Genomic DNA, 14,380 nt, shown 5'->3' on the forward strand with positions numbered 1-14,380 from the left:
GCCTGGGCGCGGGACCGGGGCCGTTGGCCCCGGTGGTGAACGGGCGGGTGGCGGGGGCGGGTTGTCCGTGCGGGGGGGGGTGCCTCTATGTCCTTCGTCTAGGCACCCCCCGCAACCCGCATCCCCAATCCCAATCCCCGCGGGGAGAATGCGCCGCGGACCGGCCGTCCAGGCCAGGGACGCGGCGGACGAGGCGCATCAGCCCGCCGGGCGTACGGCGATCCCCGGGCGGGCCGTCCGGGGCGCAGCTGAACGGCCCGCGGGTGAGGCGAGACAGCGTGCGAGGGTGACACTGAGCGATGCTCTTGGAAGAGCAGATTCTGAACGATGTACGGGATTTTCCGATGGCACCAGACGGCCCCGAACACCGCACTGAACACCACCGAACAACGCCGGACGCTGCCGAACACCACCGACCAGCCGGACCGTCATCACCAGCAACGTCGGCCACAACGACGCTCCCCGCGCCAACGCCCTCCTCCTCGACACCCGCCCGCGCTGGCCGGTCGAGCAGCTGAGCAACGGCCTCGCCGCAGGCCCGGGACGCGCGGGAAGTCACCGCCGTCGCCCTGGACGCACGTCAGGCCGTCACCGAGGGCGGTGCCGGCCTGACGTGGCGGCGGGCGCGGGCCAACGCGCCTGCCGGGAGTCCTGAAGCGGTTCGGGCTTGCGACCAGTAGCCGTCAGGAGGACACCGGCGAACTCGCCGCCGGTGTCGTGCTGAGACCACCGTCTTGCTGATACGGCCTAGGCCGCAAGTCAGCCGGAACAAACGGTGGGCCGCCAGAGGCGCCGCAGGCGCGCAACCCGTCGTCACCGGGCCGGTTTTGGCGGGCCGGCCGGGCGGCGGATTTCACGGGGAGACGGGGAACACCGGCGGGGCCGGCAAGCCGCATACCGGACAAAAGCTGTACCGGGGCGGGGCGGCGGGATACCGGAGCGTGGAAGGCTGTGTGCCGCGCAGCCCGACCAACGGCAGGGCCAACTGCCTTGAGGACTGCGTCACTTTGCGACCACAGCCCGGGCCCCGGCATACCGCCGGCGGCCCCCGTCAGGATGGAGTCCTGCGCACCATGAGCATTCCCCCTCTCCCCCACCCGGCCGGTCCCGCCCCGGCCTGCACCTGCGCACCCGCCGCCGAGGCACCGGCGCCAGCGGACGGCGGTGAACCGGACGGCGCCGCCGGGCGGTTCGGGCCCACTCACGCGCTGATCCTGCTGATCGCCGTCCTCGGGCTCGGCAGCGGCCTGTTCCTCGCTGGCACCAAGCTGGAGACCGTCTTCGCCCTCCTGGGCGGCTGCGGGGCGATCGGCGCGGCCACCCTCACCGCCGCCGGCGGAGGCCGCCGCCTGATGAGCATCCTCGTCGAGGCCGCCGTACGCTCCGGCACGGGCAAGTAGGCACCGGCCATGACCCGTTCCCCCGCCGGCGCCGCCGCTCAGCGCCACTACGCCCGTCTCGCCGAGCACCTCACCGCCCTGCGCGACACCGCCCGGCTGACCCAGCGCGCCCTGGCCGACGCCGCCAACATCTCCCGCGGCGCCGTCCAGCGCGCCGAGTCCGGCACCGCCCCGCCCACCCCGGCCGTCCTCGACGCCTACCTCCGCGCCTGCGGCGCCGGCCCGGCCGACCAGGACAAGGCCCGCCGCCTGCACACCCTCGGCCGCACCGCCCAGCGCGGCAAGCTCCGCGTCCTCAAGGCGCCCGCCCCCCACCTCGTCTGCGACGCGCGCGACTTCAGCCTCGTCCTGGCCACGGCGTACGAACGGGCCGGCGCCCCGCCCCTGCGCGACCTCGACCGGCCGGGCCGGGCACGGGTACCGCTCGCCACCGCGTCGCGGATCGTCAACCGCAAGGCCCTACCCACCAGCCGCGAGCAGCTGATCACGTTCCTCACCGTGTGCGGCATCTGCCACCCGGCCGCACAGCGCCCGTACCTCGACGCCTACAGCCACGTCACCTCCCGGTGCGGCACCCGCCCCGCACCCCCGCGCAAGCAGCTCACGCAACTGATCCGCCGCACCCACCCGCTCCCTCTGGCGTACGGCGGACCGGACATCGGCGCCCGCTACGACGCCGAGCGGCTGGCCGCGGGCATCAGACCGGTCATCGAAGCCCTCACCGCACACCGCGCCCGCTACGACATCGAACGGCTGGCCGCGGGCATCAGGCCGGCGGTCGAAGCCCTCGCCGCGGACCCCGGCATCCGCAACGCCCCCGCCGTCATGGCCGCGGGCGTCCAAGTGTTCGCGGACGCCTTCGCCGTCATGTTCCGGTCGGCCAGCCGGGAGGCACACCGCAACGGCACCACCCCACCCGACTGGATCACCGCCACCAACCTCCTCACCCACGGCACCGGCCCCACCCGACCCGGCACCGCCGCCCACACCACCCCCACCGACGACGACCACGGCATCGACCTCATCGCGCACACCGACGACGGCGGCACAGTCCTCTACCAGACCAAGACCCACCAGCAACGGCCCGGCCCTCCCCCGGCGTTGACGGGCACCCGCGTCCCGGAACCACCACCGCCACCGGTCCGCTCAGCTCAGGCGCCGAGGCCGACGTAGGAGACGTAGGTATAGGCGCCCCAGTCGGAGTCGAGCTCGGTGATGATGTCGTCCCAGATTTCCTCGAGTTTGCCTTCGTCGCTGGCTTCCATGGCGTCGACCGCGTCGTCCCAGATGTAGCGGACCGCGGGCAGGGTGCGGTGGGCCTGCTCGCCTTCGAGGTTGGGGCGGCGGGCGTGCTCGTCGACCAGGGACTGGTCGATGGGGTGGATCTCGACCGCGGTGCCCTTTCCCTGGTTGTTGAGGTGCTGCTTGAAGGCGCCGAGGTTGTCCAGGATGCGCCGGGTGCGCAGGTTCCAGTACGCGGTGTCGACGAGCTCGAGGTTCGCGACGCTGGGCTTCTGCTTGCCGGCGAACCAGTTCTTCAGGGCACGGGACTTGACGGTGATCCCGGCCTCCCGCATGGCCTCGACGCCGGCGTCGCTGTTGAGGTACTTCAGGCGCGCCTTCAGGCCGCGGGGGGAGGTGACGGGGGACTTGATGCCGCCCTCGATGATCTGACGTTCCAGGGCCTCTTCCAGGGCTCGGCCGAGCGCGACGCCGCCGCGGACGTTCTCGAGGGAGCGGTTCGCGCCGTAGGTCCCGAAGTTTTTCCAGCCGCTGTCGTCGTACGGCATCGGTTAATTCCCCCCGAGGGTGTAAAGGCGCTTCACCTTCATCTGGGTGGGCTTACGGCCCTCTTCCCAGACTGTTTTCCAGTCGCCTCCGGCGACGTGGAGTTCGTCGACGCCGGAGGCCTGGACCAGGATAAGGCCCCCCTTGTGGGCTTTCCATCCTTTCAGCCAGAGGCTCGCGAAGGCCTGGGAGCGGATGGTGTGGACCCACTCGGGTCGGCGGAGTTCGCGGTTCTTTCCTGATTCGCCGATCGTGGAGGTGAAACGGGAGTACATGGCCTTGACGTATTCCTCGGTGGCCGAGTCCTCGTTTTCGATCGCGGTCTGACGGGCCTGCTGCAGGACGCGGCGGAATTTCTCCAGGAGTGCTTCTGAGGCGCCGGAGGTCCACGATTCCAGGATCCGGGGCGGCTCGCTGAGTTCGAGTTCATGGCAGCGGATCAGGAGGCGGACGGTGGCCTCGTCCAGGAGGTAGGGGCCGGGCTCCTTGCGGTTGCCGATCGGGTTGGGCAAGTGGTCGTGGGGCCATACGAAGTGGTCGACGCGGTGGATCCCGGCGCGGCGGCGGTCGTAGCCCCCGTTGGGATCGTGCTTGAGTGCGCCGATGGGCAGGTGCGTCTTGAAGGCGGACAGGTAGGCCGCGTTGGTGTCCAGGCCGACCACGTCCAGCGGGTGGTGATCCCCCTTCTTGATGGCCTCGTAGAGGGGGGCGTTGCGCCATTTATGGCGGCCTTCCCAGATTCCGTCGGCCTCGCCCTGTCCGGGTTTCGAGAGGAAATCCAGAGCGGGCGGATAAACGGTGTGGACGTAATTGGCGCCGACCCGGGTGAGTTTGAACAGGGCCATGGAGTCCGGCACGGCTTTCTTCTGCAGCATCTTGACCGCGGCCTCGATGTCGCCGTGCGTCTCGTCGAGGGCCTGATCGACCGCGGCGCTGATCTTGTTGAGGAAGTAGGTGTAGTTCCGGCCGCCGGTGCCGGGAGTGTCCTCAGGCGGAGGCGTGTCGTCGCTGAACGAGGCCGAGGGCGCCTCCATGACCAGCCCCTCGACCACCTTCGGGGCCGGGTCGGCCGTACCGGGCGCGGCGCCGGTGTCCTCGGCGGCCGTGGCGGGCTCGGCGGCGGGGGCGGGCTCGGTGACCGTCAGGGACGCCGTGGCCGGGGCACCCGGGCGCGCGGGGGCGGGGAGGACGGACGGGGTGATCCCGGCCGCCGTCACGGCCGCGTGATAGGCGCTCAGGGCCGTGCGCAGCCGGTCAGCCTCGGCGGTGGCGGGCAGGCGCAGCCGGCGCGCGCCGAGCTCGGTGGCACGGGCCCGGGCGGCCGGCAGCACCGGGAGGAGGTGGTCGTTGCCGGGAGCGAGCGCATCGCGCAGGGCGGTCAGGACGTGCTGGCCATGGACCGACAGCTCAGAGCGCTGCTCGTTGCCGGTGAGGAATGGCGCGGCGGCGGCCAGGAGTTCGGCCTCCGCGGTGGCGAGGTCCGGCGCCTGGGCGAGGGTGGGGCCCGCCTCCGGCGTGCCGACGGCGGAGACCGGTGACGGCGCGGCCGACGTCGCCGGGGCCGGCCGCGCGGACGGGATGGTGGTGGGGGTGCTGCGGTGAGCGGCGGTGAACGCGGCCAGGGCCGTACCGAGGCGCTCGCCCTCCACTGTGGACGGCACCGGCGGGCGACGGGCAGCGAGGTCGGCCACGGCCTGGCGCAGCCCGGGCAGTTCGTCCGCGCGGCCGGGCATGGCAGAGGCCTCGCGCATGGCCGAGAGCGCGCCGGCCAGGCGGGCGGACAGGCCGTGGCGGGCGCCGGAGGTGAACGGCAGCGCGGCGTCGAGGAGTTCGGCCTCCGCGGCCGCGAACCCCTCCCCCGCGGTCACCGGGACGGCCGGCGCCGCGGCGGGCGCGGGAGAGGGCTGCAGGGCGACGCCAGGAGCGGCCGGGGTGGCCCCGGCGGCCGTGGACGCCGACATCGTCGCAGCCGGGCCGGCGGTGGTGCCGGGCGTCATACCGGCGCCGGGATCCGCCGCCGGCTCTACCGGCCCCGCCGAGGTCGCGTCCTGGGCGACCGGGAGCACCTCGCCGGGGACGGGGGCGTGCGGCGCGGCGGACGGACGGAAGCCGTGGGCGGTGGCGTACGCGTAGAAGGCCTCCAGGGCCTGCTGAAGACGCCGACCGGGGGCGGTGTCGGGCAGACGCGGGCGGCGGGCGGCAGCGGCGCACACCGCCCTCTGGGAGGAGGACAGCTCCGAGACGGTCCACTCGTCCCCGGCCCGCTCCTCGTCGAGGTGGTGGACCAGGGCGGCCAGCACACCCCGCAGGTCGTCCGGGAGCTGCTCGAGCGCGCCGGCTTCCATGTAGGGGCGGACCGCGTCGGCGAGGCCGGCCGTGACCTTCTCGCCCTCCGCACCGCGGAACGCGCGTGCGGCGTCGAACCGGCGGACCGGCTCGGGCGGGTCGGTGAAGCGGGCGCACGCGAGATCGGCGCGCAGCGGCACGGTCGTCAGCTCGCCGAAATCACGCTCAACCACCGACACCTGGGCGTCGTTGCCAGTGCGGGTCAGGGTCAGGGTGAGGTGCGCGGCGTCCAGCGCGGCCAGGACGTCGGGGTCGGCGGTGTCGAGCACGGCCACCACCGGCACGTTCCGGCTGCGGGCCAGGTGCGCCAGCACCCGGGCCGCCTCGGGCAGCGCGGGGCCGGACAGCGGGATGAACGGATCGGCCGCGTGCTGGAAGCGGTCGACGACGACCAGGGCCAGGCCCTCAACGTACGGGGCGGTCTCGGCGATCGCCTGGGCGGTCAGGCCGGTGCCGTCGTCGACGTGCAGGTCGGCGGCCGTCAGCCGGGCCTGAACCTGGGCCGCGGCCTGTTGCTCGTCCGGAGTGAGGGCGCCGGTGCGCAGCCGCCGGTAGTCGAGCTCGGCCTCGGCGGCGATCACCCGCAGCGCCACAGCCGTCCGCGACGGGCCCGACGCCGCGTACAGCACGGGGAGTTGGTGGGTGAGGGCGGTGTGCCGGGCGGCGTGCACGGCCAGGAGCGAGCCGCCCGCGTGCGGCTCGGCCGCCACCACCGTCAACACCCCCGACGGCAGGCTCCCCAGCGCGGCATCCAGGGCGTGCAGGCCGAACCCGAACCGCGGCACAGCCGGCGGCGCGACGGCCTCGGTCAGGGCCAGACCGGCGACCTCCCCCAGACCATGCAGCCGGCGCTGTCCACCACCCCCGGCCGACGGGGCCGCCTCAGCCGCCGTCCCGGGCGTCGTACCGCCCACGCCCTGGCCGACGGTGGTGTCCTGGCCGACGGTGGTGTCCTCAGCAGCGGCGTCGCCGACCGGCTCCGCCTCGGCGGCCCTGTCGGCCTCGACGGCAGCGTGACCGGCCTCGACGACGTCCTGAGCAGCGGTGTCGCCGGTCGGCGACACCGGGGCATTCCCGGCGGGGACCGCCGGCGCTGCAGGGACGGGCGCTGCAGGGTCCGAGACGGCGCCGGCGTCCTCACGGACCGCGGCCGCCACAGCAGTAGAGGCCATCTCGGACGGCTCCGTAGTGACGGCCGGTCCGGCAGCGGCCCCGCCAGCATCCGCGGAGCGGCTCAGCACGTCGGCGACCCGCGTGAAGCTCATCGGCCAGGGGCCCGCCCACCGAGGCCCGGACTGCTCCGACTCCACACCGGCATCCGGCCCGCTCCGCACACCCGAGATCTCGGCCAAGGCCTCGGGCGCCACGTCGGAGGCGGTCAGGCGAAAACGCACGGACACACCGGACTTCAGGCCCGCCAGATCAGGGTGCTCAAGGACACCGTCGAGACGGCTGTCACCGGTCAGGACCACGGGGAAGCGGCCCTCGCGCCGCATCTCGTGCAGCACCTCCAGCGCCCCGGTATCCAACCGGTGCGCATCGAGCACCACCAACAGACGGGCACTGCACTGCAGTTCGGCGGCGACCACGTCCTCTACGCCGCGAGCCAGAGCGCGGCGCCCTGGCCGGCGCAGGTCCAGGCGCAGCTGCCCGTGCAGGGCACTCAGCAAGGAGCCGCGGTCCATGCCCTGTTCCGACGTCACCCACACCGCGGCCGTACCCAGCGTCTTCCGGCATGCCTCAAGAGCCGTCCGGGCAGTGCCGTCCGGACCGGTGACACACACCACCGCCCCGGACTCCATCGCCTCCCGCAACCCCTCGAGAAGACTCACGACCTGAGACCCCGGCACCGGCTCCGGCACCTCGGTGGCCTCCCCCACCGCAGCCGGGACACCGACACCCGCTCCGGGAACCGTGCCGCTCCTGCGCACGACGGCGGGCGCCTCCTCCCCGGCGGCCGCGGCCGCCGGGGAGGGCGTGAACAACGCCTCCGCGGACACAACGGAAGCGGGAGCGGCCGCGGGGGCCTCGGCCGCCGCGGACAACGGAGCGGCGGGGCCGGTGGAGTCGGTGGAGTCGGTGGAGTCGGTGGAGTCGGGCACGGTCACCAGGGCGTCGCCGGGCGGCACCAACGCGGCGTCCACCAGCACCGCGACCGCCTTCGTACGGTCCAGCAGCACCTGCGGCACACCCCGCCGCACCGGCGAATCCCCCGCCTCCACCACAAGATCACCCAGCTTCGGACGCGCCGCCGTCCGCGCCCACGACGGCCACCCCGAAAGCCGGCCCCGCGACCCAGCATCCAGCCGCCCCACCGGAATCAGCGCCGCGCGATAGGTATGACGGGCCTTCGCATCCCGCTTCTCGACCACCACCACCTGGCCGTCGTCCCGCGCCGCGTCCACCAGCTGATACAGCCGGTTCCGCGCCTGAGACACCCCCAACACCACAACAGCCGTCGGACCGGCGACCTCCTCGGAGAGCGCGGCAGCGACGGCACCGTCGGACGGCGCAGCACCGGGCACGGCCGCCCTGGCAGAACCCGCAGGGACAGCCAACTCCCCGCCGCCGGCCCGGCCGTCGGCACCCGGGGCACCGGCGGACGCCTCGGCCGGCGCGGAGGTACTGCCGGACACGGCGATCCCGGCGGCAGGCTCGGAAGCGGGGTGGGCACGGTCGGCCATGACAGCTCAGCACTCCTTCGAAAAACAGCGAAACAGCCCGCCCGGAACGGCGAGACGGGACAAACACACAGGCCGCAACAGCCGGTTGAACCGCCCCTTACGAACCGGACGAACCGGCCACAGCACCGGCCCGGACACGGGCACGTTCAAGGCGCGCGGGGTCGGCAACCGCCACGAACGCGGGGTCCGCCAGCAACGGGGCCAGCAGCCCGCACGACGCGGCGTGGGAAGCGAGGTGGTCACGGATGTAGGGGTCGGCACGCCCCAGTCCCGCCCGCCCTGCGAGGTCAGCCGCCAGGGCTTGTCCATCCAGGCCAGCAGCGCCAGCGTGACGGCCTCACGCATGGAGGGCGGGGCCTGGCGGCGCAGCTCCTCGGCCAGGTCCTCATGGACCAGCCGGTACACCGACCGCTCCTCGGCATCGAGGCCTTCGACAACGAACTGCCCGTCAGCGCTCAGCAGCCACGCGACACCGTCGTCCACACCGCCCGGCGTACCCCCGTCGGCGCCGGTCAGGGACTACGGACCGCCAGACCGGCCCCGGCATGCCCTCCCCCTCGCTGAACGCCAGCACCGTCAGCAGCACGCGCCCGTACGCCTCACGATCCCCCAGAGCCTCACCCAGCGCCCACCGCACCGAACCCCCCGACCAAGGACCGTCAGAAAGCGGCTCAGGAAAACCGGGATGACTCCTCCACCGCTCCGCGAAACTCCTCAGCTCCCCCCACGCCGCCCGGGCGGCGTCCAGGTCGCCTCGGTACACGGCATCGACGAAGCCCTGGTGTGCCGCCTGCGCCTCCCCCAGCCGCACCCGGTAGACGTCCACCGCCGGCTCACTGTCCGCCGTCGGATACTCCGCACGCAGCTCCTCATCCAGACGCGCATCGACGAACTCATACACGGCCCGAGCCACGGCCTCGGACGGCACATCAGTCGGCGCAGGAGACACAACAACCCCTCCAAACGATCAACACGGCAACGACCAGCACGAGCACCGGACAGCCACGGGAGGCGGGACAACGAGACAGCGAGACACCCGCTGCCGCACCCCGACCGGGCACAACACGCCCACCCGACAGCCGAGTTCACACCCAGCCCGCCCGCAGCACCCCCACCCTACCCAACCCGTAACACCATCCGCCACACAATACGTAACGTGAAGGGGGGAGGGTCGGGAAGGAAGGGGACACGTAACACCGAGAGAGGGGCGGGCACGACCGGGTGAGGGACGGCGGGGAGGCCGGGCACCGACACCGCACAGACAGACCCACCCGCCCACAGACGCACGAGCCAGACGCACCCATCCCGCCACAGCACCCATGACAGCCCACGACGGCCCACCCCACCGCCACGGCCCACCGCCACGGCCCACCAGGCCGACGCACCCACCAACCATTACCTCCGTTCGGGCGTACTGCGGTCCCGTGCAATCGCGGGCCGCACGAGGAGCTGCAATCGTCGCAACCGGGGGAGGGCGGCGAACCAACCAAGGAGCATCGCGTGGGCCACGACGTCAGGCCGGGAGAAAGAGTGGCGAGGCAGCCATCATGAGGTTCCTCCCACTCCGCTGCACGCCAGCCACGGACGAGATGGATCGTGTGCAGGTTGCTGACGCTCAAACAACCGAAGTCCGGCTCGCCCTGGTAATGAACGGCGGAGTCAGCCTCGCAGTTTGGATGGGAGGTGTCGCCCATGAGCTCGACCTACTGCGTCGCGCGTCCCGTGGTGACGACGCAGAAGACGTGGCGGTTGAAGACAGGCAGGTCTTCGAACTCTGGAAGCGACTGGCAAACGATGCTCGCAAGAAAGTACGGATTGACGTCATCTCAGGAACGTCGGCCGGCGGTCTCAACGGCATGCTGCTGGCCACCGCGATCGGTCGTGGATCGGCCTTGCCAGACCTTCGGGAGATGTGGAGGTCGGCCTCGCTCGAATCCCTACTGCCACAGGCCTCAGACTCCGATGAGAGCGTCCTCAGCGGGCAGTCACTCGAGAACAAAATCCGCGAGGCCCTCGCGGCCGTCCCGGAAATGCCAGAGCCCGACACCGAGACGATCACCTTGTTCCTCACGGCGACGGCACTAGACGGCCAGAGTCGCGCCTTCAAGGACAGCTTCGAACAGCACTTCGACGTTCGCGACCACCGGCGTGTGTACCGCTTCAAGAACCAGCGGCCTGGAGGGGGTGCCCAGAGGTACAGGAAAGAGAATGGTACGTGGAAGTTCGGGCCGGATGAACCCAAGCATTTCGCCTCCATCAACGAGTTCGCCTTGCTACGGGCCGCGCGCGCCACCGCTAGCTTCCCGATCGCTTTTCAACCCGTCAGCGAGCTCCCCCTGCTGGACCATCGCGTGCGCCCCGACCCAACATACGGAGACCCAGCAAGTTGCGTCATGGACGGCGGCGTACTCAACAACGCGCCGTTCAGTCCTGTCCTCGACGAAATCACGAAGCGCCGCGTCACTAGGCGGCCGGTGGAACGCGCCCTCGTCTTCGTCGTCCCCTCCGCCGCGCGGCTGGAAGATGAGAAGGTCACGCAGCAGCGTTGCCACGAAATTCGCCCCGGCGTCGTGGGCTTGAGCGCTCTGAATTACCCACAGGAGGTGGATCTCCGCTCCGGCACTGAGGACATCGGCCAGCGGGTTCAGACCAGCGTACGCGGCACCCGCGAGAATCTGTTCGAACGCCTCGTCACTGATACCGGCACGCAGCACCGAAAACAGATGCAGGAGGCCGCCCAGAGTCTACTCGACGAGTACCGGCGAAGCCGCGTCAACGCCGTCCTGCTGGACCCAGTGGTCGGGTACACGAGCACAGGAGCGGTGACCTCTCTCGCGCCTCTGCCTGAAGTGGACGACGACGCAATCGCTGACATCCTCGATCGGCCGCTCTCCTGGTTTCCCCCAGGGGACGAGCAGCTCAGCGATCCCAACATCGACCACTGGCCGTGGGGAATCATCACTGCCGAGCGGCTCCTGCAGACCCTTGGTCATTACCTGCATGAACTCCTTAGGCCCACGCACGGTCGCGCGCCGAATCTCTCACCGGAGAAGCAGGCGGTGCTCGTCGAAGGGACTGCCAACATCAGCACCCGGCTCCGTGAGGCACTTGCTGTCAGGGATGCAGTCAGGACTGAGTTGGGTAGTCGACATCTCCTGGACGGCGGACTGGGCGAGATGCAGGCGGCCCTACTGGCCGATCAGGTATTCAACGAGCTGAACGTGCCGGAGGTGGTCGGCCGACTCGTTAACGAGGCGGCCACGTGCTTCCTCCGCACTCTCAAACAGACCACACCGGGCCCACACTGTCGGAAGCAAGAGGACGTGATTTCCGCCTATCTGACGGTAGAAGTGCTCACCCAAGCGTTCGCGCCGCCTGCGAAGGTCATCGACAACCTGACGCCGAAGTTCAAGTTCCTACGGCTGGGGCCTGACGACATGGGGCCGCTCTTCCACGAGGACTGGTCGGCGCGCCTTGGCGACAAGAAGCTCTACGGCATCCGGTTCCGCCACTTCGGTGCCTTCATCAACAAGGAGTGGCGGCAGTCAGACTTTGTCTGGGGTCGTCTAGACGCAGCCCACTACTTGCTGCCCCTGCTGCTTCCGGACGAGGCTGACAGGCAAGAGGAGAGGACCCTTCACGAAGCGATCCTTGCTGCCGAGGAACTGCCTGGCGAAGAAGGGGATAGCCCCACTGAACGGATGCGAAAGCGCCTGGCGGATCTGGCGACGAAAAGCGATGCCCAACTGCTGGCCGACCAAGACGCCAAGCCGGTGAAGAAAACCGGCGACAAGCTGATCGGCGTGATGGTGAAAAAGCAGCCGCTTTGCTTCATCGCTGGCCTGGTGTGGCACCGGACTTGGGTAATCTGGCGTAAAGGGCACGAGCAGGGAGAGCAGGTGTCCCTGAGGGATGCGGCAAAGTCCGCTCTGGCACAGATCGTGATCGCTCCACTCATGCTGGGGAGTGCCTTCATCGGGGCCGTGATCGTGGCCCTAATCCGCCATCTCTAGCAGCCGCCCGCTGCACCCCCGAGTCGGTGGGGCCGACGGCGCCAGAGACCAACCAGACCCCGCGCGCCCTCCAATGCACAGCACACCGGACACCCCACACGCCACACCCACAAGACCGGCCCATACCCCCTCATGCTCGGCTGTTGCGCCGATACTTCGTCTCGCCATTGATGGACGTGTCCTCACCCGCGAACCAGCGAGTCACGGCCGCGGGGCCCGGGACGTGCGGTCTCCGTGGGCTATCAGCAGTGTGTCGCGCTGGGGTGCGGGCCGGCTGAAGTCTCCGCGAGGGAATCCTTCGATCCACAGGGGCCGGTGTTCGTCGACGCTGGCGTAGTACTGGTTGCGCCAGTGGCCTCGGACCCAGTGTCCGGCGGGTGTGCGGCCTTCGGCGGCGGCCCGGGCGGCTGCGACTTCGTGAGCGCGGTTTCCGGGCGGCGTAGGAGTCTGTCGGGATCTTGGTGCCGCCGAGGTCAGCGGGTCTGTCCTGGCCGCCGACGTGATCAGCCAAGTGCCCGCGGGGTGTCACAGAGGCCAACCGGGAGGGGCAGCCGGCCCGAGGAACCGCGCGGGCGGGCACGGACGCCACCGCACGGCGGGCAGCCGCAGCAGTCTCCTGTGGCATGTACCGTGTTTCGGCTCGGCTGGGCAAGCCTTGGGCGCAACGACGTTCGGACGTCAGCGAACGGTGTCGAGGAGGGCGAGCCTGATCGGCCTTGGTGTCATGAGGGGGTTGTCGTGCAGGACGCTGTCGCTGTGCGCGAGCGGTGCCAGGGTCGCTGCGACGTCGGTGGGCAGTCCGGTGGCGGTGGCCAGACCGGAAACGGTGCGTGCCGGACGTACCTGCGGGCAGCAGCTCGGCCGAGGACGCCGACGCACGTCTCCCCGGTGGATGTCGCGGCCCTTGGCGCGCCGGTCCATCATCCTGCTGTGACGTACGCCGCGTTAAGGAGAAGGAATGGGCCGCTGGCTTGATGACTTGAGGGACGCGCGCAACTCCACCAAGATCGCCGCAGGGGCGTCCTTTGCCCTGGGTTTCCTCCTGCTCGCATGGTCCACGAGGAAAGATCTTACGTCTGGCTGGGGTCTGGCGTATCTACCGAGCCTGCTCTCTGGACTCACGGGCTTCCTGATCGGCGCGCCTATCGCACTCTTCTTCCTCAACGCGCTCAACAGAGACCAGGTGGAGCGCTCGGAGCGGCGAGCAGTGCTCGCCCTGGCTCGCAATGTGGCGGAGGATTTTCACCTGACGGTGCGGAGTTGCCTCCGGGTGGGCGACTCCGAGGCAGATGCTGAGGCGAGGCTCAACAGCCTTGTAACCAAGGCCGAGAACTTCTACAGATACGCCGTCACCGACACGAGAGACCTGCGCAAACCGAACCGGGGCATGCGCTCACGGGTGATCGGTGTTTCCGTGTCCAGGAGCGTGTGGGATCGGGCTGCAACTGCCGCGCGGGATTTCCTGGATGAGGTCGGTGCGGCGACGACGCTTTCGCAGAGTAGACAGGCCCTGGAATGGGCGGGGAAGGCCGAAGCGGAGTGGCGCTTCTTGGAACGCGACATCCGAGCTCGGCTGGTTGCAGCCGGTCGGATGTGGTTGGACCCCGACCTCGCCCAGTCGATGCACAGAGATATGGACCTCCTCACCGGCGACGACGCCCAGTGCCTACGCAGAACTCGCCAGCTGATCCAGTCCATGCCCAAGGCCAAGGGGGCGCCGACACTCCGAGACGTCCTTGATCTCTCAGACTGCGCAAGCAGCGCGTGGAGGTGGGCACATGCGCTGAGGAATGTGCAGACGGCATCGCACCGCCCCGCCGACTTTTGGGCCGAGACAGCGTCTCTGCCCACGAAGTGACGACGGGCATCGCGCGTGAGCCAGGGTCGGCAGCCCGTGCCGAGATCAACAGCCTCTCCAGCTATGAGCCACCGAGGACCAGGCCAACGACATCCGCCGTCAGAAGGACATCATCGAAGCACTCGCCGCACAGCAGGCGCCCGCCGGTGTTCGTCGGCCGGAGTGTGGTGGACGGTCGGCGTTCGGTCACGGGGACGAGGTCGCTGCGGCACTCGCCCGGCTCAGGGATGTCCTCACGGTGGCCAACCAGGACCGCAATCGGCACTGTGTCGGACTCGATGCCCAGGTCAG

The 14,380-nt window shown here is 70.5% G+C and carries 8 protein-coding genes; 4 read left to right on the top strand and 4 right to left on the bottom strand.

Annotated features, from left to right (window positions below):
- Positions 1–1,073 precede the first annotated feature (1,073 nt).
- Both ADL12_RS30235 and ADL12_RS30240 read left to right on the top strand, forming a co-directional pair.
- Positions 1,074–1,400, top strand: a complete 327-nt coding sequence (locus ADL12_RS30235) for a hypothetical protein (RefSeq protein ID WP_062707369.1) — start codon at positions 1,074–1,076, stop codon at positions 1,398–1,400.
- A 9-nt stretch (positions 1,401–1,409) separates the two neighbouring features.
- Positions 1,410–2,573, top strand: coding sequence for a helix-turn-helix domain-containing protein (locus ADL12_RS30240; RefSeq protein WP_244188114.1), 1,164 nt, complete (start codon positions 1,410–1,412; stop codon positions 2,571–2,573).
- Here the strand turns inward: ADL12_RS30240 and ADL12_RS30245 are convergent.
- Genes ADL12_RS30245 through ADL12_RS30255 form a run of 3 tightly spaced genes read right to left on the bottom strand, consistent with a single transcriptional unit; the run spans position 2,552 to position 8,701 of the window.
- Positions 2,552–3,190, bottom strand: coding sequence for a hypothetical protein (locus ADL12_RS30245; protein ID WP_062707372.1), 639 nt, complete (start codon positions 3,188–3,190; stop codon positions 2,552–2,554). The two genes, ADL12_RS30240 and ADL12_RS30245, sit on opposite strands and share 22 nt — an antisense overlap.
- A gap of 3 nt (positions 3,191–3,193) precedes the next feature.
- On the bottom strand, positions 3,194–8,218 hold the full coding sequence (locus ADL12_RS51155; protein WP_079052361.1) for a DnaB-like helicase C-terminal domain-containing protein: 5,025 nt from the start codon (positions 8,216–8,218) through the stop codon (positions 3,194–3,196).
- Positions 8,219–8,224: 6 nt separating this feature from the next.
- Entirely contained in the window at positions 8,225–8,701 is a 477-nt protein-coding gene (locus ADL12_RS30255; protein WP_062707374.1) for a hypothetical protein, read from the bottom strand.
- A gap of 1,106 nt (positions 8,702–9,807) precedes the next feature.
- Between ADL12_RS30255 and ADL12_RS30265 the strand changes: the two genes are divergently transcribed.
- Positions 9,808–12,231: a DUF3376 domain-containing protein gene (locus ADL12_RS30265; protein WP_159053335.1), complete on the top strand. Its 2,424-nt coding sequence runs from the start codon at positions 9,808–9,810 to the stop codon at positions 12,229–12,231.
- A gap of 678 nt (positions 12,232–12,909) precedes the next feature.
- Here ADL12_RS30265 and ADL12_RS30270 read toward each other — a convergent pair.
- A complete protein-coding gene (locus ADL12_RS30270) occupies positions 12,910–13,155 on the bottom strand; it encodes a hypothetical protein (protein WP_159053336.1) in 246 nt (81 codons plus the stop codon).
- A 34-nt stretch (positions 13,156–13,189) separates the two neighbouring features.
- On the opposite strand from ADL12_RS30270, the gene ADL12_RS30275 reads away from it, so the two are divergent.
- A complete protein-coding gene (locus ADL12_RS30275) occupies positions 13,190–14,089 on the top strand; it encodes a hypothetical protein (protein WP_062707386.1) in 900 nt (299 codons plus the stop codon).
- Positions 14,090–14,380 lie beyond the last annotated feature (291 nt).

The sequence above is a fragment of the Streptomyces regalis genome (genome assembly GCF_001509475.1).
GTDB classification, from domain to species: Bacteria; Actinomycetota; Actinomycetes; order Streptomycetales; family Streptomycetaceae; genus Streptomyces; species Streptomyces regalis.

Excerpts from the sequence above, each read along its gene's own strand:
- ADL12_RS30275 (WP_062707386.1), top strand. The coding sequence starts at position 13,190 with ATGGGCCGCTGGCTTGATGACTTGAGGGACGCGCGCAACTCCACCAAG.
- ADL12_RS51155 (WP_079052361.1), bottom strand. The coding sequence starts at position 8,218 with ATGGCCGACCGTGCCCACCCCGCTTCCGAGCCTGCCGCCGGGATCGCC.
- ADL12_RS30270 (WP_159053336.1), bottom strand. The coding sequence starts at position 13,155 with ATGATGGACCGGCGCGCCAAGGGCCGCGACATCCACCGGGGAGACGTG.
- ADL12_RS30240 (WP_244188114.1), top strand. The coding sequence starts at position 1,410 with ATGACCCGTTCCCCCGCCGGCGCCGCCGCTCAGCGCCACTACGCCCGT.
- ADL12_RS30245 (WP_062707372.1), bottom strand. The coding sequence starts at position 3,190 with ATGCCGTACGACGACAGCGGCTGGAAAAACTTCGGGACCTACGGCGCG.
- ADL12_RS30235 (WP_062707369.1), top strand. The coding sequence starts at position 1,074 with ATGAGCATTCCCCCTCTCCCCCACCCGGCCGGTCCCGCCCCGGCCTGC.
- ADL12_RS30265 (WP_159053335.1), top strand. The coding sequence starts at position 9,808 with ATGGATCGTGTGCAGGTTGCTGACGCTCAAACAACCGAAGTCCGGCTC.